Source organism: Pseudomonas sp. GW822-FHT01E03, from assembly GCF_058802985.1.
In genome coordinates this window covers 90,781-116,735 of record NZ_JBXAOQ010000009.1, presented here as the reverse complement: position 1 = coordinate 116,735, position 25,955 = coordinate 90,781, and the positions used below count along the sequence as shown (strand labels likewise).

Here is a 25,955-nt window from a genome sequence, read left to right as displayed (position 1 = left end):
GACGCGACGGAGTGAACAAGGCGGATAGCCTTGAGGTTTGCGCAGATGCGCAGGAGGTCACAGGTAAAACGCGGCGCATTGTACACCTGTAACCCCCTGCTGCCAGGCCCGCTGGACAAGCGTGTCTATGGCCGGGATTGCCTGTGTCCGCCCCGAGAGGCTCGGGCGGCTGCAAAAAATGGGTCAGATCCTTGCGGATCATCGACGCAGACGGCGCCAAACACGCCACTCGCGGAGAGATGAAAACGGATTGCGGCGTTCATTGCGCCTCCTTTTTGTTATGCACCTGCACGACAGGCATGGCGCGCATAACACCCTGCATGGAGCGGTGAAACAAGCGGGCCAGAGGGTCGGAAGGAGGAAGGAAGACACTGAAGCGTAAGCGTTTTCTTACGGTATCCAGGGAGTGGCGAATCCACGGGGTTAATCCGTGGTTTTTGTCAGGATTTCTTTACATCGCGTAAACCATGATTTCCATATTGGAGGTCTCAGCGCGACGACTGACGCCATCGCGAGCAAGCTCGCTCCCACATTTTAATCGCGATTCTCCGAGCAAACTCATTACCCTGTGGGAGCGAGCTTGCTCGCGATGGCGCCCTCAAAAACAATACGGACATAAAGCCAGACGAAAAAAAACGCCAACCCGAAGGTTGGCGTTTTTCACTTGCCGCTAACAGCTTACCGCTGCCTCACTCCGGCTTGCGACGACCGAAGCCTGGACGCTGGCCGGAACCGGCCGGTGCGCCACGGCGCTTGCCCGATGGCGTGTCACCGTCGACCAGTTTGATCCCCGGACGCTTCGGCGCGGGCTTGGCCGGGCGCTTGGTGTCGGCCGGGCGATCGGCTACCGGCGTACCACGACCTTCGCCACGCTCGGTACGGCCGTTGGCCGGACGTGGCGTACGTGGACCGCGTTCGCCGTCCTGACGGGCAGCAGGCTTGCGCCCTGGACGCTCGCCTTCGATCTGCGGCTCGCGGCTGGCACGAGGCGCGGCAGGTGCGGCGGCTGCACCAGTGGCTGGACGCAGGGTACGAACGCGTTCGGTCTTGGCCATCGGACGCGACGACTTGCGCTGCATCCGGTCAAGCTTGTCCTTGCTCTTGGCGTTCATCTGCGGCATCGCGACCGGCGTCAGGCCGACCTCGGCACTCAGGATGTCGACTTCGTACTGGCTCATTTCGCGCCAGCGGCCCATCGGCAGATCGGAGTTGAGGAACACCGGGCCGAAACGCACGCGCTTCAGACGGCTGACCACCAGGCCCTGGGATTCCCACAGGCGACGAACTTCGCGGTTACGACCTTCCATCACCACGCAGTGATACCAGTGGTTGAAACCTTCACCGCCTGGCGCCTGCTTGATGTCGGTGAACTTGGCCGGGCCGTCTTCAAGGACAACACCAGCCTTCAGACGCTCGATCATCTCGTCATCGACTTCACCACGCACACGTACCGCGTATTCACGGTCCATTTCGTAGGAAGGGTGCATCAGGCGGTTGGCCAGTTCACCGTCGGTGGTGAACATCAGCAGACCGGTGGTGTTGATGTCCAGACGACCGATGTTGATCCAGCGGCCTTCTTTCGGGCGCGGCATCTTGTCGAACACGGTCGGACGGCCTTCCGGGTCAACGCGGGTGCAGATCTCGCCGTCGGGCTTGTTGTACATGATTACGCGGCGCACCGACTCGGCAGCCTCTTCGCGCTTGATCACCTTGCCATCGATGGTGATGGCGTCGTGCATGTCGACACGCTGGCCAAGGGTGGCGTCTTTGCCGTTGACCTTGATGCGGCCGTGGCTGATCCAGGCTTCCACGTCACGGCGCGAGCCGACGCCGATACGGGCGAGGACTTTCTGCAGTTTTTCGCCTGCTGGGCCGATTGGCTGGTCGTCTTGCTGGTCTTTGATACTCATCTGGGCACCTCCCGGTGTGGTCTGAAAACTGGGTACTTGGGCGAAGGGATCGCCGAAGGGTCGCGAATCATACGCGCATGAGGGCGTTTGCGCATCAGAGACTAGCTGATCAAGGCAAGGTTATTTGTTTTTCCGCCGACCGGTGACACGCAACTTGATCATTCGGCGATCACAACCCCCTGTAGGAGCGAGCTTGCTCGCGAAAAACCCAATGGCGCCACGGGCATCCGGATGTGCGCGTCATCGTTCACGACCATCGCGAGCAAGCTCGCTCCTACAAGATCGGTGTCAGTCCTCGAACTGGCGCCGTTCGGCCTCGATGGCTTCGGCCAAGGCCTGGGCTTCGGCTTCTTCGTCCGACAGTTCGGGCTCGGGTTTCGGCTGTTCGAGAGCGGCAACGGCGGCCAGGAGCTTTTCCCGGGCTTCGGCGACACCGAGGATGTCGTCTTCTTGCTCCGGTTCAATTTCCGGTTCAGGCTCGGGCCGTGCCGCTTCGACTTCTGGCTCGATGACCGACTGTTCCGGATCGAATTCAGGCGACACCCCATCACGCAGCAAATCGTCGAAATCGGTCTTGATCCCCTCCTCCATGCTGTCCAGCTCCAGCAGCAGCGTGTGGAAACTGGTTTCTTCCTTGGGTTCTTCCGGTTCGGCACTGGCGTCGGCCAGTTCCTGCAGGGCTGCCGGTACCGGGGCATCATCGAAGTCGAGCACCGGATCCGGTTCCAGCTCGCGCAGTTCCGCCAGCGGTGGCAGGTCGTCGAGGTTCTTCAGGTTGAAGTGATCGAGGAACGCCTTGGTGGTGGCGAACATCGCCGGCTTGCCGGGCACATCGCGGTAGCCGACGATGCGGATCCACTCGCGCTCCATCAAGGTCTTGACGATATTGCTGTTGACCGCCACGCCCCGCACGTCTTCGATTTCACCGCGGGTGATCGGCTGGCGATAGGCAATCAGTGCCATGGTTTCCAGCATGGCCCGGGAGTAACGCTGCGGGCGCTCCTCCCACAGACGCCCGACCCAAGGCGCAAATTTCTCGCGAATTTGCAGGCGATACCCCGAGGCCACTTCCTTGAGTTCAAACGCGCGGCCATCGCAGGACTTGGCGAGAATCGTCAGGGCCTTCTTGAAGACCGGTGGTTCCGGGCGTTCGCCTTCTTCGAAGAGTTCGAACAGGCTTTCCAAAGATTGCGGCTTTCCCGAGGCCAACAGAAAGGCTTCAAGCAAGGGTGCCAGATCACGGGGTTCAGTCAGGTTCATGTTTCGACTCGTTATTCGGCTCGGGCTCGCACGTGGATCGCGGCAAATGGCTCATTCTGCACCAGCTCGACCAGGGATTCCTTGACCAATTCAAGGATCGCCATAAAGGTCACCACCACCCCCAGGCGCCCTTCTTCAGCGGTGAACAGCTCGACAAACGGTACGAAACCGCCGCCCTTGAGGCGCTCCAGCACATCGCTCATGCGTTCGCGGGTCGACAGCGCTTCGCGGCTGACCTGATGGCTTTCGAACATGTCGCCACGGCGCAACACCTCGGCCATGGACAACAGCAGCTCCGACAAGCGCACATCCGGCAACAGCTTGCGCGCCCGGGCCTCCGGGGCGTCCAGCTTGGGCACCACCACATCACGGCCGACGCGACTCAGGCCGTCGATGCCTTCGGCGGCAGCCTTGAAACGCTCGTATTCCTGCAAGCGGCGGATCAGTTCGGCGCGCGGATCTTCCTCTTCGTCTTCGACGGTTTCGGCCCGTGGCAGCAGCATCCGCGACTTGATCTCGGCCAGCATCGCGGCCATCACCAGGTATTCGGCGGCCAGCTCCAGGCGCACCGACTGCATCAATTCGACGTAGCCCATGTACTGGCGAGTGATTTCCGCCACCGGGATGTCGAGGATGTTGATGTTCTGTTTGCGGATCAGGTACAGCAGCAGGTCGAGCGGGCCTTCGAACGCCTCTAGAAAGACTTCGAGGGCATCCGGCGGGATGTACAGGTCCAGCGGCATTTCCATGACCGCCTGGCCATAGACCATGGCGAAGGGCAGTTCCTGCTGGGCTCCGGCCTGACTGTCGACGGGTTCTACTGCGGACATCTAGGCCTCGACCATGAACGGCGCAGGGTCGCCGCAACCAACGCGAATGACTTCCGGCTCGCCGTCGGCGAGGCTGATCACGGTGGACGCCTTGATCCCGCCGAAACCGCCGTCGATGATCAGATCGACCTGATGTTCGAGCAACTGGCGCATTTCGTGGGGATCGCTCAACGGATCTTCATCGCCTGGCATGATCAGGGTTACGCTCATCAACGGCTCGCCCAGTTCAGCCAGCAGCGCCAGGGCAATCGGGTGGCTAGGCACACGCAGTCCGATGGTGCGCTTCTTCGGGTGCAACAACAGCCGCGGCACTTCGCGGGTGGCATTGAGAATGAAGGTATACGGCCCCGGCAGATGGGCCTTGAGAATGCGGAAAGTGCCGGTGTCGATCTTGGCGAACAGCCCCAGTTGCGACAGGTCGCTGCAAATCAGCGCGAAGTTGTGCTTTTCATCCAGCTGCCGCAGACGCCGAACGCGCTCCACGGCTACCTTGTCGCCGATCTGGCAACCTATGGCGTAGGAAGAGTCCGTGGGATAAATCACCACCCCGCCCTTGCGGATGATCTCGACTGCCTGTTTGATCAGGCGCGCTTGCGGGTTTTCCGGATGAATCTGGAAAAATTGACTCACATTCTCTACCTGTTCAGACGGCGGCAATAACTGGGTCATGTTTGAATCGACACCATAGCGGTGGCAGATCCTCCGGGAGTGGCCGGTATTCACCGATCTCCGACCAGCCTCCGGGGCCATGAAAATCACTGCCGGCACTGACCAGCAGACCGAACTCGCGGGCCAGAATGGCCAGGCTGCCCACTTGCTCGGCAGGCTGGTAACCATTGACCACTTCGATGGCGTGGCCCCCTGCTTGAATATAGTCGGCAATCAGGCGACGTCGCTTGCTGCGCGTGAATTCATAGTGCCATGGGTGTGCCAGACTGACCCAGGCCTTGGCCGCGCGCAGGGTTTCGACGGTTTCCTCCAGGGTCGGCCAGTGTTGCTTGACGTCGCCCAGCTTGCCGGCGCCCAGCCATTTGCGGAACGCCTCGGCGCGATCCTTGACGAATCCTTCACGCACCATCCAGTCGGCGAAATGCGGGCGAGCCGGCGCGTTACCGCTGTCGCCCAGCTCCTGCTGGATCTCCCTGGCGCCATCCAGCGCCCCCGGCATGCCTTTCAATGCCAGTTTGCGGCTGATTTCCTCGGAGCGTAGCCAGCGGCCATCATGCAATCTGGCAATGGCCTCGACCAACGGCGCGGCGTTCACGTCAAAACCGTAGCCCAGGATATGAATGGTCGCGCCGCCCCAGGTGCAGGACAATTCGACGCCGTTGACCAGCTGCATCCCCAGCGCGGCAGCCGCGTGCCGGGCCTCGTCGAGGCCCTCGAGGGTGTCGTGATCGGTCAAGGCCAGGACTCGCACGCCTTTCTCGAACGCTCGCGCCACCAGAACCGCAGGCGCCAGGGCGCCATCGGAGGCCGTGCTATGGCAGTGCAAATCAACATTCACAGGGCTTTGTAACCTCAAATCAGCTGGCGCTATCGCGCGCCCATATGTTTGTTATTATGCCGCCACATCCTGCTTCTGGCTGCCACTGTGAAACAATTCATCGATTTCATCCCGCTACTGCTGTTTTTCATCGTCTTCAAAATCGACCCACAGGTCGTCGACATCGCCGGTCATGAGATCACTGTAGGCGGTATTTACAGCGCCACCGCGATGCTGATCGTCAGTTCCCTGGTGGTCTACGGCACACTGTTCATCAAGCAGCGCAAGCTGGAGAAGAGCCAGTGGCTGACCCTGATCGCCTGCCTGGTCTTCGGCAGCCTGACGCTCGCGTTCCACAGCGAGACGTTCCTTAAGTGGAAAGCCCCGGTGGTCAACTGGCTGTTCGCCCTTGCGTTCATCGGCAGCCACTTCGTCGGTGACAGCCTGCTGATCAAACGCATCATGGGCCACGCGCTGACCTTGCCGGAGCCGGTCTGGACGCGCCTGAACATCGCCTGGATCGCCTTCTTCCTGTTTTGCGGTGCCGCCAACCTGTTTGTCGCGTTCACCTTCCAGAGCTACTGGGTCGACTTCAAGGTCTTCGGCAGCCTGGGCATGACTTTGCTGTTCCTGATCGGCCAGGGCATCTACCTGTCCCGTCATCTGCACGATGCCGACACCACAACGCCAAAAACCGAGGACTGACATGCTTTACGCAATCATTGCCACAGACGTCGCCAACTCCCTGGAAGCCCGCCTGGCCGCTCGGCCTGCACACCTCGAGCGCCTGCAAGCGCTCAAGGGCGAAGGTCGCATCGTACTGGCCGGCCCACATCCGGCGATCGACAGCAATGATCCGGGCGCGGCGGGTTTCACCGGCAGCCTGATCGTCGCCGAATTCGATTCCCTGAACGCCGCCCAGGCCTGGGCCGACGCTGATCCGTACATCGCCGCTGGCGTCTACGCCAACGTTCTGGTCAAGCCGTTCAAGCAAGTCCTGCCGTAACTTTCTTCTCGCAATGCCCCCACGCGGTGAACCATATCGGTTCATCGCGCTCTCAATCGCTCATTATTCTCGTTTGCCGGCCGACAACTTTCCCAATACTCGTATTGGAACCAGGAGTCGCCATGCGCAAGGGTCCGTTGTGCCTGATGTTGGTCACGTTGTCGATCGTGGCGCCCGCCCACGGTGAAGAAAACGCCGAGGGGGGCAACTCGACGCCGCTTTCCTTGAGCGCCGGAAGCCAGATCACCGAGCTGCAGCAACGCTTGAAAGAAAGCGAACGGCAACGGGAAGAACTGAACAAACAATTGCAAACTGCCGATGGCGAACGCGAAAGCCCGCTCCTGGCCCGGTTGCGCCAGGAGAACCAGCGTTTGAAGCTGCAACTCAAGGAAGCCCAGGCCAGCAGTCCGCTGCCGCGCCTGCTGACCGACCAGCAACAATGGTTCGTCATTGGCGCCGGGGTAGCGCTATTGGCTCTGCTCTGCGGTATCTTCGCCAGTGGAGCAAGTCGAAAACGTCGACAATGGCTAAATTGAGTGAGTCATGAGCGAGCTGTTACTTATTGATGATGACCAGGAGCTGTGTGAGCTCCTGAGCAGTTGGCTGAGCCAGGAAGGGTTTCAGGTTCGGGCCTGTCACGACGGCCAGAGCGCACGCCGCGCGCTGGCTGAAACCGCCCCGGCGGCCGTGGTGCTGGATGTGATGTTGCCCGATGGCAGCGGCCTGGAACTGCTCAAGCAGTTGCGCAGCGATCACCCGGACTTGCCCGTACTGATGCTCTCGGCCCGGGGCGAACCGCTGGACCGTATCCTCGGCCTGGAACTCGGCGCCGACGATTACCTGGCCAAGCCCTGCGACCCACGGGAACTGACCGCCCGCTTGCGCGCAGTCCTGCGCCGTAGCCACCCGGCGGCGGTGTCCAGCCAGATGGAACTGGGCGACCTGTGTTTCAGCCCGGTGCGCGGCGTGGTCAGCATCGACGAACAGGAATTCACCCTCACCGTCTCCGAAAGCCGCCTGCTGGAAGCCTTGCTCAAGCAACCGGGCGAGCCCCTGGACAAACAGGAACTGGCGCAGATCGCCCTCGGCCGCAAGCTGACCCTGTACGACCGCAGCCTGGACATGCACGTCAGCAACCTGCGCAAGAAGATCGGCCCACACCCCGATGGCCGCCCGCGTATCGTCGCCCTGCGCAGCCGCGGTTACTACTACAGCCTGTAGGAGCAACCGGTCGACGCTCGATTGCTCGCGATGGTCTCACAGTCAACGCGCTTTTCCAGACAGCACGCGTAATCGTTCAACTCCATCGCGAGCGAGCTCGGTCCTACAGTCAGGCACCTGGACGTTTTGTCAGGTCGGCGCAAAATCATCTTTACCCAAGCTTTACGTACCGCTGACCGCCGCTGACCTTGATCTGCGTAATCTGTACTCATCCGGAACGTACCGGGAACGAGACAAGGAGATACACCATGCGCAAGACTCTTATCGCTCTGATGTTCGCTGCTGCCCTGCCGACCGTTGCCATGGCCATGCCTGAAGGCACGGGCCCCATGGGTGGGTCGATGGACGGCTCGCGCCACGGCGGTCAGATGCACGGCATGCACGGCAAAGGCCCGTACAGTGAACTGGACCTGAGCCGCGAACAGCGCGAGCAGATCCGCAAGATCATGGGCGAGCAGATGCACGAGCGTAAGCAACTGGTCGATAAGTACCTGGAGAAACTCTCGCCAGCCGACCAGAAAGCCATGAAGGACGAGATGGCCGCCAACCACAAGAAAGCGGAAGCGGATGTGCGCGCCTTGCTGAAACCGGATCAACAGAAGAAATTCGACGAGATCCAGAAAAAACAGGCTGAACGTCGCGCCGAGTGGGCCGAGTTCAAGGCCTGGAAAGCGCAACAACCGCAAAAGGCGCAATAATGCGCTGACCCCGGACCCGACGGCTGAACACCGTTGGGTCTGATGCTTTTGATCTACTGTAGGAGCGAGCCTGCTCGCGATGGACGTCAACGATAACGCGCGGCATCAGGCAGCCCGTGTTGTCTATGCGTTTTTCGCGAGCAAGCTCGCTCCTACATGGGATTCTGTGTTTGTTTGAGGATTTCCTGTGCGTTCATTGTTCTGGCGTATCCTGGCCAGCTTCTGGCTGGCCATCGCCCTGGTTGCAGGGCTTTCCATCCTGCTCGGGCACATGCTCAACCAGGACGCATGGATTCTCAGCCGCCACCCGGGCCTCAACACGCTGGCCGAAGAGTGGACGCAAACCTACGAAAGCCAGGGTGAAGACGCCGCCCAGGACATTCTCCAGCAACGCAAACGCCAGTATCACATCGACGTTCAGGTGCTTAACGAAAGCGGCGATCCGCTGGTGCGCGGCACTTTCCCCAAACGTGCGGCGGCCTTTGAGGCGCGCCAGAACAATGAGGACCGGCGCCTGCCGTGGCGGCGTCTGACCGATGAGTTCACCAGCGAAAAAACCGGTGACACCTACCTGTTCATCTACCGCATTGCGCACCCGGAACTGGACGCCTGGCACCGCGAGAGCCTGCTCTGGCCGCTCAGTGCGCTGGGGATCGCCCTGGTGGTGCTGACCCTGTTCAGCCTGCTGGTGACCTTCTCCATCACTCGCCCGCTCAGCCGTCTGCGCGGCGCGGTGCATGACCTGGGACAAACCACGTATCAACAGAACAGCCTGGTCAAGCTGGCCAACCGTCGCGATGAGTTCGGCGTCCTGGCCAACGACTTCAACCGCATGGGCGCGCGCCTGCAAAGCCTGATTGGCAGTCAGCGGCAACTGCTGCGGGATGTGTCCCATGAACTGCGCTCGCCCCTCGCCCGCCTGCGTATCGCGCTGGCACTGGCCGAACGGGCCACCCCGCAAGAACGGGAACAGCTGTGGCCGCGCCTGACCCGCGAGTGCGACCGACTGGAAGCGCTGATCAGCGAAATCCTGGTACTGGCGCGGGTCGACTCCGATAACGCCAGTGCGGAAGAGGTGGACCTGAACGCCTTGCTCTATACCCTGCAAAAGGATGCGCAACTCGGTTCACCCGAGCAACTGGTCCACCTCGAAGCCGAATCGCAACTGAATCTGAAGGGCTGGCCGACCATGATCGAACGGGCCGTCGACAATCTGCTGCGCAATGCACAGCGCTTCAATCCGGTGGGCGGCCTACCGATCGAAATGCAAGCGCTGCGTCAGGGTGAGCGGATCGTCGTGACTGTGCGCGATCATGGGCCCGGTGTCAGTGCCGAATACATGAGCCAGCTCGGTGAGCCGTTCTATCGGGCGCCGGGGCAGACTGCGGCCGGACACGGCCTGGGCCTTGCCATCGCCCGGCGCGCGGCGGAGCGACATGGCGGCAGCCTGGTGCTGGCCAATCACCCGGAAGGCGGGTTCATTGCCAGCCTGGAATTGCCGTTGGTGCCGGGGGCTGTCGTACAGCCCTGAAACGGACACCCTTTGATGTGAGCTACCTGGATCTACTGTGGGAGTGAGCTTGCTCGCGATGACGGCGGCACTCTCAACAATCAAATTGACTGACCGGCCGCTATCGCGAGCAAGCTCGCTCCCACAGGTTTTGCGGTGTCAGACTTTGCCCGGCCAGGCGCTGACGAACTCGGCCAGGTCAACTTTCTCGGCCACGCGCGGTTCTTTCTGCGGTGTGCCCAGATACAGGAAAGCAATCACCTCCTCCCCTTCCGCCAGGCCCAAACCCTTGGCCACATGGGGCGAGTAAGCCAGGTCACCGGTACGCCACACCGCGCCAATGCCCTGCGCATACGCTGCGAGCAAAATCCCGTGGGCCGCACAGCCTGCCGCCAGCAATTGCTCGGACTTCGGATACTTGACGTGATCCTGCAACCGCGCAATCACCACCACCACCAGTGGTGCACGCAGTGGATTATTGCGCGCCTTGTCGATGGCCGCTTCGCCGACTTCGCTGTCTTGCAGTTTCGCCGCCTCGGCCAGCAACTCGCCCATCTGCTCACGCGCCGCGCCTTCCACCGTCAGGAAACGCCAAGGCTGCAAGTGACCGTGATCCGGAGCGCGCATGGCGGCGCCAAACAGCACCTCGCGCTGCTCGGCAGTGGGTGCAGGGTCAATCAGTCGTGGAACGGAAACACGGTTGAGCAAAGCGTCGAGAGCCTGCATCGGCCACCTCCTGAAAAATTTGTGCGGCTATTCTAGCTGTAACTGTCGCAGCAGTGCCGGTTTACATGCCCTGCCCCGCAGGTAGAATGGCGCCCTTTCCACTATCAGCCGAGCGGACCTCATGGCGTTGCCGACCTTACGGATCATTGGTTTCATCATCGGCATCTTCCTGATCACGCTGGCGATCTCCATGGTCGTGCCCATGGCCACGCTGGTCATTTTCGAGCGCACCAGCGATCTGCCGTCGTTCCTCTGGGCCAGCATGATCACCTTTGTCGCCGGTTTGGCGCTGGTGATTCCAGGGCGCCCCGAACATGTTCACCTGCGCCCCCGGGACATGTACCTGCTGACCGTCAGCAGTTGGCTGGTGGTGTGCATCTTCGCCGCGCTGCCATTCCTGCTGACCCAGCACATCAGCTACACCGATTCATTCTTCGAAAGCATGTCCGGCATCACCGCCACTGGCGCAACCGTGCTCAACGGCCTGGACAACATGTCCCCCGGCATCCTGATGTGGCGCTCGTTGCTGCACTGGATCGGCGGCATCGGCTTCATCGGCATGGCGGTGGCGATCCTGCCGCTGTTGCGCATCGGCGGCATGCGGCTGTTCCAGACCGAATCGTCGGACCGCTCGGAAAAGGTCATGCCCCGCTCACACATGGTGGCGCGGCTGATCGTGGCGGCCTACGTCGGCATTACCATTGTCGGCAGCCTGGCGTTCTGGTGGGCCGGGATGAGCCCGTTCGACGCCATCAACCATGCGATGTCGGCCATTTCCACCGGCGGCTTCTCGACCTCCGACCAGTCTTTGGCCAAGTGGCCGCAACCGGCGGTGCATTGGGTAGCGATCGTCATCATGATTCTCGGTGCCCTGCCGTTCACCCTGTATGTGGCCACGTTGCGTGGAAACCGTCGGGCGCTGATCAAGGACGAACAGGTTCAAGGCCTGCTCGGCATGCTGCTGGTGACTTGGCTGGTGCTCGGCACCTGGTATTGGTGGACTACCCAGCTGCATTGGCTGGAGGCGTTGCGGCATGTGGCGCTGAACGTGACATCGGTGGTGACGACGACCGGTTTCGCGCTGGGGGACTACAGTCTCTGGGGCAATTTCTCGCTGATGCTGTTTTTCTACCTGGGGTTTATCGGCGGTTGTTCCGGCTCGACCGCGGGCGGGATCAAGATTTTCCGCTTCCAGGTGGCCTATATCCTGCTCAAGGCCAACCTTAACCAGCTGATTCACCCGCGGGCGGTGATCAAGCAGAAGTACAACGGTCACCGCCTCGACGAAGAAATCGTGCGGTCGATCCTGACCTTTTCGTTCTTCTTTGCAATCACCATCTGTGTGATCGCGCTGCTGCTGTCGCTGCTCGGCGTGGACTGGATGACCGCCCTCACCGGCGCGGCCAGTACCGTGTCCGGTGTCGGCCCGGGGCTCGGCGAAACCATCGGCCCGGCGGGCAACTTCGCCACCCTGCCGGATGCCGCCAAGTGGATTCTCTCGTTCGGCATGCTGTTGGGCCGACTGGAGATCATTACGGTGTTTGTGCTGTGTATTCCGGCATTTTGGCGTCATTGACCGCATCAGGTGCTTGCATCAGCCGCATCCGGTACTCGCCGGGTGTGGCATCGAACCAGCGCCGGAAAGCACGGAAGAAGTTGCTCGGATCGGCAAACCCCAGCAAGTAGGCAATTTCCAGCAAGGTCATGTTCGGTCGTGCCAGGTACTGTTCGGCCAGTTCGCGCCGGGTATCGTCCAGCAGCGCCTGAAAACTCGTACCCTCTTCCTGCAAGCGCCGCTGCAAGGTGCGCTGGGACAGATGCAGCGTCTGCGCCACGGTATCGCGCTTGGGTTCGCCTTGGGGCAACAGGCGGCACAACACCTGCCGCGCCTTGTGGGTCACGCGGCTTTCGGAAAAACGCGCCAGGTACTCGCCGGCAAAGCGGTCATGCAGCAACGCCATGGCCTCGTTGGCCGTCGGCAGCGGCGCTTCCATATCGGCGGGTTCGAAAATCAGCGCATCGTAAGGTGCGTTGAACACCAGCGGTGCATGGAAAGCTTGTTTATAGGGTTCCAGATTGACCGGCTCGGTACCTTGCAACAACACTTTGCGCGGTTGCAACGTACGCCCGGTCAACCAGCCACACAGCGCCAAGGCACAGGCCATTGAAGCTTCGGCGCTTTGCCGGGTCGGCGGCAGATGATCGCCATGCACCGTCAGAATCAGCCCGTAGCCTTCTTCCAGTAGCTGGAAACTCAGGTCGGCACTTTCGGCGATGATCCGCTGATAGCGCACCAGACGCTGAAAGCCTTCGGCCAGGGTCCGGCTGGACATCAAGGCGTAACCGGCCACATGAAACTGCGCCGGTCGCAGCACCTTGCCCATGTTCAGGCCGATGGCCGGGTTCCCGGACAGCTCGACCGCGCGTTGCCACAACCGGGTCATGGAATCTTGGGGGAAGCGTGCGTCCGGATCATCCAGTGCCGCGTAGTCGAGCCCCAACTGCTTGAACAGAGCCCGGCAATCCAGGCCGTCCATCTCCAGCGCTTTGACAATCCCCATCGCCCAGCTTGCAGAAGTCGTTCGTTCGCTCATGGCGTTTTCTTACATGGTGGCCGCATGCTACGGCTATTGACCGAAGGATACTAAAGTGGCGCCTATTGTCAGTGGCTGATGCCATTGATCACTCTAGACTCAAATAAGCTACCCGCAGAACAACTTGCAGCAAGAACAATAACCACAGAGATCGCTGTCGTGGAAAACGTCAAACGATTCAACAGCTTCGCTGAGTTCTATCCTTACTACCTCAGTGAGCACAGCAACAGTACCTGCCGCCGTTTACACTTTATCGGCACGACCCTGGTTATCTTGATTCTGACGCTGACCATTGGTCGCGGAGCATGGATTCTGTTGTGGACCCTGCCACTGGCAGGCTACAGCTTTGCCTGGGTCGGGCATTTCTTCTTCGAGAAGAACCGCCCGGCAACGTTCCAACACCCCTTCTATAGCCTGCTCGGCGATTTTGTCATGTACCGGGACATGGTCCTGGGGCGCGTTCCGTTCTAGCTGACTTGCGTCACAAGAGAGTTACCGATGAATGCCAATGCCCGCTTCACCCACATGAAGGACGGCACACAGGAAGATTGGGCGATCATCGCCGCGGACTTCAGTGCCTATGCGCGACAATTGCCGACAAGGATCGTGGCGCACCTGAAGTTGCTGGAGGGGGATTTTGGCGGCTTCCCGGTGGATCGCCTGACCCACTCCCTGCAAACCGCCAGCCGCGCCTGGCGCGATGGTCGCGACGAGGAGTACGTGGTCTGCGCCCTGCTCCACGATATCGGCGACACCCTGGGCACCTACAATCACCCGGACATCGCGGCGGCGATCCTCAAGCCGTTCGTCAGCGCCGAGAACTTGTGGATGGTGGAAAAGCACGGGATTTTCCAGGGCTACTACTTCTTCCATCACTTGGGTATGGATCGGCACTTGCGCGAGCAATTCAAGGACCATCCGCAGTACCAGGCGACCGTCGAGTTCTGCGCCAAATACGATGCGGCGGCGTTTGATCCGGCGTACGACACGCTGCCGTTGAGCTTTTTCGAGCCGATGATGGAGCGCCTGTTTGCGCACCCCAGGAATTCGATCTACAAGGCGGCGATGGAAGAACATTCGCCAGCCTGACAGATCCAGCGGGACCGCTTCGCGCTCCATTCGCGGGCAAGCCCGCTCCCACAATGGGCGAAGGTGAACGCAGCACTTGTGACCGCCAGTTAACCCTGTGGGAGCGGGCTTGCCCGCGAAGAGGCCAGTACAAACACCGAATGATTATCAGGCCAACTCCGCAACCCTGCCCGCCTTCATCTGTGCCTCGCGCGCCTGGGCATCCGCCAGTCGATACAACTCGATCGAGCCATCCCAGTGCTCGATCAGCGCGGTGCACGATTCCACCCAATCGCCGCAATTGAGGTAGTCCACCTCGCCGACCTTGCGAATCTCGGCATGGTGAATGTGCCCGCACACCACTCCGTGCAGCTCGCGCTTGACGCATTCATGGGCGATGGCTTCTTCGAAGTCGCTGATGAAGCTGACCGCGGTTTTCACCTTGTGCTTGAGGTAGGCCGACAGCGACCAGTAGCCGTAGCCATATCGCGCGCGCCAATGATTGAGCCAGCGGTTGAGGGTCAGGGTGAATTCGTAGGCCGAGTCACCGAGAAACGCCAGCCAGCGATGGTAACGGGTGATCACATCGAACTGGTCGCCGTGTATCACCAGCAGGTGTCGGCCGTCGGCGGTGATGTGCACGGCTTCGTCGACCAACTGGATGTTGCCCAGGATCAGCTTCGAATAGCGGCGCAGGAATTCGTCGTGGTTGCCGGTGACGTAGATCACCTCGGTACCACGCTTGCTCATGGTCAGCAGGCGACGGATGACGTTGGTGTGTGCTTGCGGCCAGTACATGCCGCCGCGCAGTTTCCAACCGTCGATGATGTCGCCGACCAGGTAGATCTTGTCTGCGTGGTAGCTCTTGAGAAACTGCGACAGGTGTTCAGCCTGGCAATCCCGGGTGCCCAAATGCACGTCGGAAATCCATAAAGTCCGTACGCGTTGCTTACGGGTGGGTTTGGCGAGCTCGGCGCTGGTCATGGGCAACCCTCTGACAAGTTTTGCCAAGTCTGCCCCGGCCCGGTTAATGGTCCATGACAGCGTCAAGTCAGTCCTGTGACAGCGCTTGTTGGCCCGCTCGGTGTAGACTGACGCCCTGAACCGGGAGACCCGCGATGAGACCGATCCTCACGCTTCGCCAATACAGCCACGACCTGATCGTCCATAGCCACGAACACGCGCAACTGGTGTTCGGGCTCTCGGGCGCCCTGGATTTCGAGGTCGACGGCCGTGGCAGCCAGGTGGTCCAGCAGAGTTTCGTGGTGGTGCCCTCCGGAGCGCATCACGCGTGTGGCAGCACCAATGGCAGCCGCTGCCTGGTGCTGGATGTCCCCAGCGAACAATGGGTTGCCCAGTCGTTGGGCGATCACGCCGAGTCCAGCCGACGCCTGCTCGACAACGCCGGGCGCCTGCCCCTGGACGCCGGGCAAAGCCATTTGGTCAGTTGGCTGGCGAACAGTCCGGTCGATGATCCGCTGATCGCTCAACAAGGCGCGGTGCTTTTGCTGGCCAGCCTCAACAACGCCAGGCCCGAGGCCGTCGGCGGTCGGCGCCTGCCCTACGCGGCGCTGAACGCACACATCGATCAGTACGCGGCGTACCCGTTACAAGTGGCCGACCTGGCCCGGGTCGCCGGCCTTTCCAGTGCCCGTTTGCATGCGCGGTTCGTGGCCGAATGCGGGCAGACGCCGATGGACTACATCCGCAGCCGACGCCTGCACATCGCGGTGGGCTTGCTGCGCAATTCGGCGTTGCCCATCGGCGAGATTGCCAGCCGCGTCGGCTACAGCTCCCAGAGTGCCTTCGCGGCGGCGGTGCTGCGCGAGTTCGGGGCATCCCCCGGAAAACTGCGGCGCGAGGCTGGCGACAAATAACGCGAGTTTGCCGACAGACTTGATGGGCCATTACGCGCTTCAATGAGGCCTCCGTTCGTTTGTCGTTAAGGATTGCAATGACTCCCCGTACCGCCCTTGGCGCCTTGCATATAGGCGCATTGATGTTCGGCCTGACCGGTGTGTTCGGCAAACTGGCCGCTGCGTCCCCGGCGATCATCGTTTTCGGCCGTGCCGCTTTCGCCGTGCTCGCGCTGGCGTTTTTTGCACGGTTCGCCAGCCAGACGCGCTGGCAGAAACTCGAGGCCATGGACTGGCGTCGGCTGTTGCTCAGCGGCTTGTTGCTGGCCGGACACTGGGTGAGCTTCTTCATTGCGGTGAAAGTCGCAGGCGTGGCGATTGCGACGCTCGGTTTCGCCAGTTTCCCGGCCTTTACCGTGATCCTCGAAGGGTTGATCTTCCGCGAGCGCATTCGCGCCAATGAGATCGTGCTGGTGCTGCTGGTGAGTGTCGGCCTGGTGCTGGTCACGCCCGATTTTGACCTCGCCAGCGGCGCCACCACCGGCCTGCTGTGGGCCGTGGGTTCCGGATTGTTGTTCGCCCTGCTGTCACTGACCAACCGTGCCAGCTCCGGGCGAGTTCCGCCGGTACAGGCGGCGCTGTGCCAGAACGTGGTGGTTGCCCTGTGCCTGCTGCCGGTGGCGGCGCCTCAATTGAGCGAAGTGCGCGCCATCGACTGGCTGTGGATCGGCCTGCTCGGTGTGTTCTGTACCGGTGTCGCCCACAGCCTGTTCGTCGCCAGCCTCGCGGTGATCAAGGCACGCACTGCCGCCGTGGTGTTCGCCCTGGAGCCGGTCTACGGCATCACCGTCGCCTGGCTGCTGTTCAACGAAAACCCGACCCTGCGCATGTTGCTGGGGGGTGCGCTGATCATTGTGGCGATTGTGGTCTCCAGCCGGTTCTCAAGTGGCACAAGCAAGAAAGCCATTGCAGCCGAGGCCACATCTCACTGAGTGCGGTCGTTGTGCCCCAGGTCGCGGTCCGGGTCGATCTGGTCGCGGACCCGCTGCTTGAGCACTTTGGCCTCGGGGAAGCCACCGTCCGCCTTGCGCTCCCAGATCTGCACGGCGTCACAGTAGATATGAAAGACCCCGCCGGTGCCTGGCACCAGGGAGACTTTGCCCAGGTCATCACCAAAGGTGCTGAGCAGTTCCTGGGCCAGCCAGGCCGCACGCAACAGCCATTGGCATTGCGTGCAGTAGGTGATGATGATTTCCGGTTTGTTGACGGTCATGATGGGACCTGACTCCAGAGTTTGACGACGCCGCTATGATAGCTCGACCGGAGGCTGTCGAGACGGCGCAACGGGTTGCATCTCCAACTCGAACTCAGACTCGATCATGGCCAGAGCCGCCGGCTGCGGGTTCTCGGTCAGACTGATCACGTCCCAACTGGACGCCATGGACAGCTCCTCCAGGTTGAGCCGGTACTCATCGTCCGTAGCGGATTCGCCGGATATCGCCAAACCCGGAACCACCGCCATGGCAACAGCAACCGGGACGGAACGATGGCTATCGACCCGTTCAAGCTCGTCGTTGGCCGGCACCCCGTCGCGATGCCCAGTGGATGGTTGCATGACGGAGGGCCACATCACTGGCTCGGTAAAGAGCTCAGCCAGCGGTTCATGCTGCGACGGCAGCGCCTCTGACGCTGTGGCTTGATGCTGCTGGCGGCGAACAAACCAGCCCAGCGCCAGCAACGCTATCAGCGCCGACAAACCGGCAATCGGCAGCCAGCCAATCCCGGGGGTTTCAGCAACAACAGGGGCTGGCGTCGCCACGTCGGAAGCAACCGGTTGGGCCTTTACCTTCTGGAGCTCCGCGAGTTGGGTTTGCAGCTCGGCCAAATGTTTTTTCTGGCCGGCGATCAGCTCATCCTGGCCTTGAAGCTTCGCGTTGAGCTCATCGACAGTGGTTTGCAACTGGTGGTTTTGCAGGGCGCTGGCGGCCAGTTGTTCGACAGCGGGATCAACCACTGCGGCGTCCGTTTCCGGTGTCGTCCTGGCCACGGGTGACGGCGCCACGACCGGTTTAACACGGGGGAATGCGGACACCGGGGAACCGGATGCCGCTTCATCAGCGGCGGGAACAACCCCAGGCGCACCCGGCGGATCGATCAGTAACGTGTACTCACGCAGCAATCGCCCATTAGGCTGATTGAGCTGCACGAGGAAATTCAGGAACGGCTCACTCACCGGTTTGTTGGAGGTCACCTGTATCACGCTGCGATTACCGCGCAACACCGGGGTGAACTTCAGGTTGCTGAGGAAAAACGCCCGGTCGACCCCGGCACGGCTGAACTCGTCTGCCGTTGCCAGGCTCACTGACAGCTGGTTTTCCTCCACGCCAGCAGCATCCACCAGTGCGATATCGGCACGCAGCGGTTGATTCAGCGCCGAATGCAGGGTGATTTCACCCAGGCCCAGCGCAGGTGCCCATGCCGAATAAGTGACCGCGGCCCCGGCCAGCAACCACAGAGAACCACCGCGTAAAACCAATCGCCAACACTTGAGCATGAGCATCCTTGAGATCTACAGAAACCATCCGCACGGGTTCGTACATCCGTTACGAACACGATATTGCCGAGTAGTTCTTATAGTCTGTCCAATGCGGTCTCTCAAAAACCTGGCGTTCGGTTATGCCTCAAGACTTTTCAAGGTTGCCCAGGATGTGCCCGTGAACCCGCATGCACACCTTCAAATCCGCCTCATCGACGCCTTCGAACAGTTCGTGACGCAGTTGCGTGGCAATGGTTTCAATTTGTTCGATCAAGGGACGCGCTGGCGCGCAGAGCACGATTTTCTTCGCCCGACGGTCTTCCAGCACTGCCTGGCGTTGCACCAGGCCCTGGCTTTCCAGGCTGTCGAGTAAACGGGCCAGGGTCGGACCTTCGACGCCGACGCTTTGTGCCAGCTCACGCTGGGTCGGTGCTTCTTCGAAACGGGCCAGGTGCAGCAGCACCAGCCAGCGTGCCTGGGACAAGCCCATGCCCGCCAGTCGGCGGTCCAGTTCGGCACGCCAGCCACGGGACATCTGGGCCAATTGCATGCCAAAGCGGTGTTGATCGGTTAACGGCATAAAACACTCATGATTAGACTGAAATAAATAAAAACTAATTATTAGTCAGCTAAGCATGAGCCTCGACTTGAGGCAAGGCTTGATCTGTAGTGAATCGTTACATCAGCACTACGGATGTCTCAAATCTCGAACTCCGACTGCAAGGCAGCGCGAACGCAGTACAACACCCCTTCCGGCACCCGGCCCGCGAATAGCGCGGCGATCTCGGAAACCGGCGGCAACTCGCCTTCGCCGTCGAGGAAGGCGTCCTGGACTTCACCCATCAGGTCTTCAGGCAGATCCAGCGCCTGTTCCAACGACAACTGCTGCTTGCCGATCGCTTCGGCCAGCATGGTGTAGACGTTCTTTTCCGAGCACTGCAACTGACCGGCGATCTGCACCGGCGTCATCCCGGCCCGCGCCAGCGTGATCAGTTCGTGACGTACGTCGGCCACCGGTTTCGGCGCCTCGACCTGGCCGCCGAGCACTTCGAGGAAGGCCTCGCCGTAACGCTCCAGCTTGCGCGCGCCGACACCACTGACCGTGGCCATTTCCGCCAGCGAGGTCGGCTGGCTGCGCAGCATCTCCAGCAAGGTCGAGTCGGGGAAGATGACATACGGCGGCACGCCATGTTCTTCGGCGAGCTTGCGACGCAGGGCGCGCAAGGCTTCCCATTGTTCGCGCTCCTCGCCACGGACCAGCTGGCTCGCCTGGCTCTTGCTGCTTTTCGCCACGGTTTGCGCCTTGAGATCGCGGCGCAGTTCCAGGGTCACTTCACCCTTGAGCAGCGGCCGGCAGCTGTCGCTCAGGCGCAGGCCACCGTAGCCTTCGAGGTCGATGTCCGCCAGACCACGGGCCACCAGTTGGCGGAACAACGAGCGCCATTCGCCCTCCGCCATCGTCTTGCCAACACCATACACCGACAGGTGCTGATGGCCGAAGCTGCGGACCTTCTCGTTGTCCTTGCCCAGCAATACATCCACCAGGTGCCCGACGCCGTAGCGCTGACCGGTGCGGTAGATCGCCGACAGCGCCTGACGCGCAGGCTCCGTGGCATCCCAGGTCTGCACGCCGTCGACGCAGTTGTCGCAATGACCGCAGGGCTCGGGCATGTCTTCGTCGAAGTAGGCCAGCAGCGTTTGTCGACGGCAGCGGGTTTCTTCACAGAGCGAGAGCATGGCGTCGAGCTTGTGCTGCTCCAGACGCTTGTGGCGTTCGTCGCCTTCGGAGTTCTGCAGCATCTGCTTGAGCATCACCACGTCTTGCAGGCCGTAGGCCATCCAGGCATCCGCCGGCAGACCGTCACGGCCACCACGACCGGTTTCCTGGTAATAGGCCTCAAGGGATTTCGGCAAATCGAGGTGCGCGACAAAACGCACGTTGGGCTTGTCGATGCCCATGCCGAACGCCACCGTCGCGACCATGATCAGGCCTTCCTCATTGAGGAAGCGCTTCTGATGGTAGGCCCGCAGATCATTGGGTAGCCCGGCGTGGTACGGCAGCGCCGGGAAGCCTTGCTCGCTGAGGAACGCGGCGACTTCCTCGACTTTCTTGCGCGACAGGCAATACACGATGCCCGCATCGCTACGGCGCTCGGCGAGGAATGCCAGCAACTGCTTGCGCGGCTGTTCCTTGGGCACGATGCGATAAAAGATGTTCGGCCGGTCGAAGCTCGACAGGAAGCGCTCGGCGTCTTGCAGGTGCAGCCGGGTGACGATTTCTTCCCGGGTGCGCTTGTCGGCCGTGGCGGTCAGGGCGATGCGCGGCACGTCGGGGAACATTTCCGCCAACTGGCCCAGTTGCAGGTATTCCGGGCGGAAATCGTGGCCCCATTGCGACACGCAGTGCGCTTCGTCGATGGCGAACAGGGAGATGTCCAGGCCCTGCAGGAAGGACAACATACGCGGCTGGACCAGGCGCTCCGGCGCCAGATAGAGCATTTTCACTTCACCGCGGCGGATACGGGCGGCGAGGTCGCGTTGCTGCTCGGCACTGAGGGTGGAGTTCAACGCGGCGGCGGCCACGCCCAGTTCTTCGAGGGTAGCGACTTGATCGTCCATCAGTGCGATCAGCGGCGAGACCACCACGGCCAGGCCTTCGCGCAACAGCGCCGGAACCTGGAAGCACAGGGACTTGCCGCCGCCGGTAGGCATCAGGACCAGGGCATCGCCGCCGCTGGCCACGCGCTCAATGATTGCACCCTGGCGGCCACGGAAACTGTCGTAGCCGAAGATGTCCTTGAGGACGCGTTGAGCCTGTTCGAGCATAAAAACTCCAAAAATCACCGAAACATCCCTGCAAGGCTGGTTCAGAACCCGCGACGCTGCACCGATAAATCGTAAGTGCGCATTGCATGACGCTTCACATTTCAGCCGTGACGCCAGCAGGGCATCACAAAACGCGCGAGTATACCCGAGCCCCGTCCGGCAAAGGGCACCGCTGATAAGACACCGCCAAACCCGATGTGCATAAAAAACTGTGGGAGCGAGCTCGCTCGCGATGAGGCCATCACAGTCAACATTGATTTCGCCTGAACCACCGCTATCGCGAGCAAGCTCGCTCCCACAGAGGTAGCGCTTGACCGAACTGCAAGGGGAGCAGCTCCCACAAACGGGCAAATATGCCGTGCGGCTGGCCCAAGTGCTCAAGAAGGCCTAGAATTCCCGCATCGAACATTCCCCAAGGTAGTCCTTTAATGTCCTTCGCTGAGCAACTAACCCGCCTGCAAGTCTTCCTCGACGCTGATGAACTGCATGACGAGGCGCTGGACTACGTGGCCGCCCACGGCTACCTCACCGCGCTGTCGATCTGTTCCGAAGTCGTTCCTGATCGTGAGTGGATCGATGCACTTTTCGCCGAGGAGCCGCATTACAGCAGCGAAGCCCAGCGCGAAGAGATCGAAGCCACCCTGATCGGCCTCAAGGCCCACATCGCTCGCCAGCTGGCCTCCGATGAAGAATTCGAACTGCCATGCGACCTGGACCTGGGCGACGAGCCGGACGATTCCGACCTGCGCGGCTGGTGCATCGGCTTCATGGAAGGCGTATTCCTGCGCGAAGCGGCCTGGTTCGAAAGCGCCGAAGACGAAGTCAGCGAAATGCTGCTGCCGATCATGGTCGGTTCGGGCCTGTTCGACGAGCAGCCGGAGTTCGAAGACATCGCCAAAGATGCCAACCTGATGGACGACATGATCGTACAGATCCCGGAAGCCCTGACCGCGCTGTACCTGCTGTGCAACGCGCCAGACGAAAAACCGGCGATTCTCAAGCCCCGCCACCACTAAGGTTCTGCCTATGGACAACCCCATAGGCAACCGCCCCCTGATGTTGCGCTACGTGCTGCTGGCCATCGGCTGGCTAAGCGTGGCGCTGGGGGTGATCGGGATTTTCCTGCCGGTATTGCCCACCACCCCTTTCCTGCTGCTGGCGGCCGCCTGCTTCGCCCGCAGTTCGCCGCGCTTTTATCAATGGCTGGTCGAGCATCCACGGCTTGGCCCGTGGATTCGCGATTACCTCAACGGCAACGGCATTCCACTCAAGGGCAAGGTCTACGCCATTGGCCTGATGTGGCCGAGTATCCTGTTCTCCTGCTACCTGGTACCGCTGTACTGGGCACGGTGCTTCATGCTGACTAGTGCGGTGCTGGTGACGATTTACATCCTCAAGCAGAAAACCCTGCGAAAATCCTGAAATTTCCCGCGACCATTGTGGCGAGGGGGCTTGCCCCCGTTGGGTTGCGCAGCAGCCCTAAAGCCATTCACCGCAGATCACCAGATAGATCGCGCTCACAGGTTCACGGCGGCTTCGCCACCGAACGGGGCGGTGCGGCGTTCCGACAAGCCCCCTCGCCACAAAAAACTCAGTGAGCGTCCTTCGGCCGACGACCTGCCCTGCCCCGGCAAAAACACCACCTAAACTTCACAAACCTACACTCGAGCAGCCAGACATGGCCCGCAGTCTGCGTAGTCCAGGATGGCCAACGCTCCGACTTCGGCTCGGCGGCTGGTTGCTGCTGGCTGGTTTGGTACTGACTGTATGCAACGGGGTCCGGGCCGACTGGGATTTTGCGCAGATCCTGCAAACCGTTGAAAAACGCTACGGCCCCCTTGGACCGGCGCGAGCTCGGATCGAGGCCTGGAGTCAAATGCTGCAAAGTGCACGCGGCGCCCCCGAACGCGAGCAGCTCAACGCGGTGAACCGCTTCTTCGATCAACAGCTGAACTTCCAGGACGACACACGCATCTGGCAACAGACCGATTACTGGGCCACGCCCGTCGAAGCCCTGATCAAGGGCGCCGCCGATTGCGAAGACTATGCTCTGGCGAAGTATTTCAGCCTGCGCCGGCTTGGTATTCCCAGCGAAAAACTGCGCATCACCTACGTCAAGGCCTTGAGCCAGAACCAGGCGCACATGGTGTTGACGTTCTACAGCACCCCCACGAGCGAACCACTGGTGCTGGACAACCTGATCGGCGATATCCGCCCCGCCTCCCAACGCAAAGACTTGCTGCCGGTGTACGCCTTCAATGCCGAAGGCCTGTACCTGCCGGGCAAAAACGGCGGCCAGCGCAGCAGCGACTCGAAAAAGCTGTCGCGCTGGCAGGACGTGTTGAAAAAGATGCAGGCCGAAGGGTTCGACATCGGCGACGGCTAACCGCCTTGGCAAGGAGCGAAGCATGACACTGCGAAAACAATTGTTCCTGGCAATCTGCCTGTTCCTGCTGGTGGCGTTCAGTGGCAGTTTTTTTGCCAGCCTGGAAAGCTCCCGCGAACAAACGCTCAGCCAACTGCGCGCCCACGCCCAGGACGCGGCCACCGCGCTGGGGCTGTCGCTGACGGCACAGGTCGATGACCCGGCAATGATGGAACTGATGGTCAGCTCGATTTTCGACAGCGGCTATTTCAGCAGCATCCGCGTCATCAGGCTCAAGGATCAGCAAACCCTGGTGCAACGCTCCGCACCGACAAAAATCGACGGTGTGCCTGACTGGTTCGTCAACCTGGTCGACCTGCGCCCGGAAGGCGGCGATGCCCTGATCATGCGCGGCTGGGAACAACTGGCACGGGTCGAAGTGCTGAGCAATCCGCAATTCGCCCTGGCCAAGCTCTGGGAAAGCACCCTTGGCAGCCTGATCTGGCTGCTACTGTGCGGGCTGTTCAGCGCCGTGATTGGAGGATGGATGCTGCGCCGGCAATTTCGCCCACTCGACAGCATGGTCCGACAAGCCGAGGCCATCAGCAAACGCGAATTTCTCAGTCTGCCGAAACTGCCGCGCACACCGGAATTGAAACGGGTCGTGCTGGCGATGAACCAGATGGTCGAGAAGCTCAAGGCGCTGTTCGTCGAGGAGGCTGCACGCAGCGAAAAACTGCGGGCCGAATCCTATCTGGACAGCCTCACCGGCCTGGCCAACCGACGCCTGCTCGACGAGCAACTGGCCGACCATTTACGCGTGTGCGAACAGAGCCGTGACGGCCATTTGCTGATGTTGCGAATCAACGACCTGAACGGCCTCAACCAGCGCCTGGGTGGCCAACGGACTGATGCGCTGATCACTGCCGTCGGCGAGTTGCTCAAGCGCCTGACTCAATTGCCGGAGCGTCGAACCTGGCTGGCGGCGCGCAACCGTGGCGGCGAATTCAGCCTGCTGACACCGGGTCTGGATGCTGAAAGTGCCGCGCGCCTGGCCGCCGATGTCAGCGTCAGCCTGGAGAACCTGCGCCTGACCGGCGCCAGCGATTGCATGCCGGTCGCCCATCTGGGCGTTGTCGCCTACCGCCCCGGTGAGCCGATCAGCACCGTTCTCCTGCGCCTTGATCAGGCGCTGACGGAGTCCCGGCAGCATCCCGAACGCCCCTGGGTTCATTTGAGCCATCGTGACACGGCACCCAATCACTCCCAGCACGACTGGCGCACCTGGATCGACGACGCCCTGACCCATGGCAAAGTGCAGCTGTACTTTCAGCCCGTCGTGCAATGCGCCGACACCCGCCAGATGCTGCATCACAAAGTACTCGCACGCCTGCTCGACCCGCAGGGCGAAGCGATTGCCGCGGGGCATTTCCTGCCGTGGATCGAGCGTCTCGGCTGGTCGGGACGGTTCGACCTGGCGATGCTCGAAGCCACGCTGGACGAGCTGGTGGTCAACCGCAGCCCCTTGGCATTGAGCCTGTCCGGGAGCACCCTGCGCGATCCGGTGCAATGGAAAACAATTCTCGACCTGCTCGAATCCCTTCCCGAACTGGCGCCGCTGTTGACCCTGGAAATCGACGAACGCCAGTTGCCCTCCCCCGAAGTGCTGCAGAACCTTTGCAGCACATTGCTCAAGACCGGTTATCGAGTCGGCCTGCAACACTTTGGCGGGCGCTTCAGCCAGATCGGCAACCTGACCCAATTGGGCTTGGCGTACCTGAAAATCGATGGAGCCTACATTCGCAACATCGACGAGCAGCCTGACAAACGGCTGTTCATCGACGCGATCTTTCGCGCGACCCACAGCATAGATTTGCCGCTGATTGCGGAAATGGTCGAGACGCGTGGGGAACTGGAGGTCATCAGTGAGTTGGGAATATTCGGGGCCATGGGTCGATTGATCGGGGCGCCCAGGTTTTCTAACCACTGACCGGGCATCGACCATTGTCCCGGGCAACAAAAAACCCGCCTCCCCTTCACAGGGATGGCGGGTTCTTTAGCGG

At 61.2% G+C, this 25,955-nt stretch carries 27 protein-coding genes; 15 read left to right on the top strand and 12 right to left on the bottom strand.

The features are described from left to right. Window positions 1-689: 689 nt before the first annotated feature. From rluB to AC1RP7_RS18965, 5 genes are all read right to left on the bottom strand, one after another. On the bottom strand, window positions 690-1,910 hold the full coding sequence (gene rluB / locus AC1RP7_RS18985) for a 23S rRNA pseudouridine(2605) synthase RluB (RefSeq protein ID WP_057715929.1): 1,221 nt from the start codon (window positions 1,908-1,910) through the stop codon (window positions 690-692). 288 nt (window positions 1,911-2,198) lie between these two features. Then, window positions 2,199-3,170 (bottom strand): SMC-Scp complex subunit ScpB, encoded by a 972-nt coding sequence (gene scpB / locus AC1RP7_RS18980; protein ID WP_493181637.1) that lies wholly within the window; start codon window positions 3,168-3,170, stop codon window positions 2,199-2,201. 11 nt (window positions 3,171-3,181) lie between these two features. Beyond that, window positions 3,182-4,000 carry a segregation and condensation protein A gene (locus AC1RP7_RS18975; RefSeq protein WP_007984128.1) on the bottom strand — a complete coding sequence of 273 codons (819 nt, stop codon included), beginning with the start codon at window positions 3,998-4,000 and terminating at the stop codon, window positions 3,182-3,184. Next, window positions 4,001-4,630 (bottom strand): L-threonylcarbamoyladenylate synthase, encoded by a 630-nt coding sequence (locus AC1RP7_RS18970; protein ID WP_032829738.1) that lies wholly within the window; start codon window positions 4,628-4,630, stop codon window positions 4,001-4,003. A gap of 13 nt (window positions 4,631-4,643) precedes the next feature. Beyond that, complete coding sequence (locus AC1RP7_RS18965) at window positions 4,644-5,507, bottom strand: PHP domain-containing protein (RefSeq protein WP_493181636.1); 864 nt, start codon at window positions 5,505-5,507, stop codon at window positions 4,644-4,646. An 87-nt stretch (window positions 5,508-5,594) separates the two neighbouring features. Here AC1RP7_RS18965 and AC1RP7_RS18960 point away from each other — a divergent pair, with 87 nt between their 5' ends. From AC1RP7_RS18960 to AC1RP7_RS18935, 6 genes are all read left to right on the top strand, one after another. Next, the gene (locus AC1RP7_RS18960; protein WP_057715933.1) at window positions 5,595-6,191 is read left to right on the top strand and encodes a septation protein A; all 597 of its coding nucleotides are present in this window, start codon (window positions 5,595-5,597) and stop codon (window positions 6,189-6,191) included. A gap of 1 nt (window position 6,192) precedes the next feature. Continuing rightward, window positions 6,193-6,492 (top strand): YciI family protein, encoded by a 300-nt coding sequence (locus tag AC1RP7_RS18955; RefSeq protein WP_493181633.1) that lies wholly within the window; start codon window positions 6,193-6,195, stop codon window positions 6,490-6,492. Window positions 6,493-6,614: 122 nt separating this feature from the next. After that, complete coding sequence (locus tag AC1RP7_RS18950) at window positions 6,615-7,028, top strand: SH3 domain-containing protein (protein ID WP_057715935.1); 414 nt, start codon at window positions 6,615-6,617, stop codon at window positions 7,026-7,028. A gap of 7 nt (window positions 7,029-7,035) precedes the next feature. Continuing rightward, window positions 7,036-7,713 (top strand): response regulator transcription factor, encoded by a 678-nt coding sequence (locus AC1RP7_RS18945; RefSeq protein WP_007984138.1) that lies wholly within the window; start codon window positions 7,036-7,038, stop codon window positions 7,711-7,713. A gap of 248 nt (window positions 7,714-7,961) precedes the next feature. Further along, complete coding sequence (locus AC1RP7_RS18940; protein ID WP_090453778.1) at window positions 7,962-8,411, top strand: Spy/CpxP family protein refolding chaperone; 450 nt, start codon at window positions 7,962-7,964, stop codon at window positions 8,409-8,411. A 187-nt stretch (window positions 8,412-8,598) separates the two neighbouring features. Then, complete coding sequence (locus AC1RP7_RS18935; RefSeq protein ID WP_218497013.1) at window positions 8,599-9,942, top strand: sensor histidine kinase; 1,344 nt, start codon at window positions 8,599-8,601, stop codon at window positions 9,940-9,942. Window positions 9,943-10,080: 138 nt separating this feature from the next. Here AC1RP7_RS18935 and AC1RP7_RS18930 read toward each other — a convergent pair whose 3' ends face one another. Then, on the bottom strand, window positions 10,081-10,647 hold the full coding sequence (locus AC1RP7_RS18930) for an NAD(P)H nitroreductase (protein ID WP_090453776.1): 567 nt from the start codon (window positions 10,645-10,647) through the stop codon (window positions 10,081-10,083). Between the two features lie 121 nt (window positions 10,648-10,768). Here AC1RP7_RS18930 and AC1RP7_RS18925 point away from each other — a divergent pair, with 121 nt between their 5' ends. Beyond that, window positions 10,769-12,223 (top strand): TrkH family potassium uptake protein, encoded by a 1,455-nt coding sequence (locus tag AC1RP7_RS18925; RefSeq protein ID WP_057715939.1) that lies wholly within the window; start codon window positions 10,769-10,771, stop codon window positions 12,221-12,223. On the opposite strand, the gene AC1RP7_RS18920 is transcribed toward AC1RP7_RS18925, so the two are convergent. After that, the gene (locus AC1RP7_RS18920; RefSeq protein ID WP_079246791.1) at window positions 12,180-13,241 is read right to left on the bottom strand and encodes an AraC family transcriptional regulator; all 1,062 of its coding nucleotides are present in this window, start codon (window positions 13,239-13,241) and stop codon (window positions 12,180-12,182) included. The two genes, AC1RP7_RS18925 and AC1RP7_RS18920, sit on opposite strands and share 44 nt — an antisense overlap. Window positions 13,242-13,400: 159 nt before the next feature. Between AC1RP7_RS18920 and AC1RP7_RS18915 the strand changes: the two genes are divergently transcribed. Both AC1RP7_RS18915 and AC1RP7_RS18910 read left to right on the top strand, forming a co-directional pair. Then, entirely contained in the window at window positions 13,401-13,712 is a 312-nt protein-coding gene (locus AC1RP7_RS18915; protein ID WP_218497011.1) for an Mpo1-like protein, read from the top strand. 27 nt (window positions 13,713-13,739) lie between these two features. Further along, window positions 13,740-14,330, top strand: a complete 591-nt coding sequence (locus tag AC1RP7_RS18910) for an HD domain-containing protein (RefSeq protein ID WP_493181631.1) — start codon at window positions 13,740-13,742, stop codon at window positions 14,328-14,330. Window positions 14,331-14,477: 147 nt separating this feature from the next. Here AC1RP7_RS18910 and AC1RP7_RS18905 read toward each other — a convergent pair whose 3' ends face one another. Then, on the bottom strand, window positions 14,478-15,293 hold the full coding sequence (locus AC1RP7_RS18905) for a UDP-2,3-diacylglucosamine diphosphatase (protein WP_218497006.1): 816 nt from the start codon (window positions 15,291-15,293) through the stop codon (window positions 14,478-14,480). Window positions 15,294-15,427: 134 nt separating this feature from the next. Here AC1RP7_RS18905 and AC1RP7_RS18900 point away from each other — a divergent pair, with 134 nt between their 5' ends. Together AC1RP7_RS18900 and AC1RP7_RS18895 are read left to right on the top strand one after the other, a co-directional pair. Continuing rightward, window positions 15,428-16,186, top strand: coding sequence for a helix-turn-helix transcriptional regulator (locus AC1RP7_RS18900; RefSeq protein ID WP_493181629.1), 759 nt, complete (start codon window positions 15,428-15,430; stop codon window positions 16,184-16,186). 77 nt (window positions 16,187-16,263) lie between these two features. Further along, window positions 16,264-17,157 (top strand): DMT family transporter, encoded by an 894-nt coding sequence (locus AC1RP7_RS18895; protein WP_057715945.1) that lies wholly within the window; start codon window positions 16,264-16,266, stop codon window positions 17,155-17,157. Here AC1RP7_RS18895 and AC1RP7_RS18890 read toward each other — a convergent pair. The 4 genes from AC1RP7_RS18890 to recQ all read right to left on the bottom strand — a co-directional run bounded on the left by AC1RP7_RS18890 (window position 17,151) and on the right by recQ (window position 21,527). Beyond that, window positions 17,151-17,438, bottom strand: coding sequence for an Rdx family protein (locus AC1RP7_RS18890; RefSeq protein WP_057715946.1), 288 nt, complete (start codon window positions 17,436-17,438; stop codon window positions 17,151-17,153). The two genes, AC1RP7_RS18895 and AC1RP7_RS18890, sit on opposite strands and share 7 nt — an antisense overlap. Window positions 17,439-17,471: 33 nt before the next feature. Continuing rightward, a complete protein-coding gene (locus tag AC1RP7_RS18885) occupies window positions 17,472-18,719 on the bottom strand; it encodes a type IV pilus assembly protein FimV (RefSeq protein WP_493181627.1) in 1,248 nt (415 codons plus the stop codon). A 127-nt stretch (window positions 18,720-18,846) separates the two neighbouring features. After that, complete coding sequence (locus AC1RP7_RS18880) at window positions 18,847-19,281, bottom strand: MarR family transcriptional regulator (protein ID WP_007984163.1); 435 nt, start codon at window positions 19,279-19,281, stop codon at window positions 18,847-18,849. A gap of 119 nt (window positions 19,282-19,400) precedes the next feature. Further along, a complete protein-coding gene (gene recQ, locus AC1RP7_RS18875; RefSeq protein ID WP_057715948.1) occupies window positions 19,401-21,527 on the bottom strand; it encodes a DNA helicase RecQ in 2,127 nt (708 codons plus the stop codon). A gap of 428 nt (window positions 21,528-21,955) precedes the next feature. On the opposite strand from recQ, the gene AC1RP7_RS18870 reads away from it, so the two are divergent. The 4 genes from AC1RP7_RS18870 (at window position 21,956) to lapD (ending at window position 25,882) form a co-directional block, all read left to right on the top strand. Then, window positions 21,956-22,543 (top strand): UPF0149 family protein, encoded by a 588-nt coding sequence (locus tag AC1RP7_RS18870; protein ID WP_057715949.1) that lies wholly within the window; start codon window positions 21,956-21,958, stop codon window positions 22,541-22,543. A 10-nt stretch (window positions 22,544-22,553) separates the two neighbouring features. Further along, window positions 22,554-22,949, top strand: a complete 396-nt coding sequence (locus tag AC1RP7_RS18865) for a YbaN family protein (RefSeq protein ID WP_057715950.1) — start codon at window positions 22,554-22,556, stop codon at window positions 22,947-22,949. Between the two features lie 256 nt (window positions 22,950-23,205). Further along, window positions 23,206-23,913, top strand: a complete 708-nt coding sequence (gene lapG, locus AC1RP7_RS18860) for a cysteine protease LapG (protein WP_489339987.1) — start codon at window positions 23,206-23,208, stop codon at window positions 23,911-23,913. 22 nt (window positions 23,914-23,935) lie between these two features. Further along, window positions 23,936-25,882, top strand: a complete 1,947-nt coding sequence (lapD, locus tag AC1RP7_RS18855) for a cyclic di-GMP receptor LapD (protein WP_493181625.1) — start codon at window positions 23,936-23,938, stop codon at window positions 25,880-25,882. The last annotated feature ends 73 nt before the right edge of the window (window positions 25,883-25,955 follow it).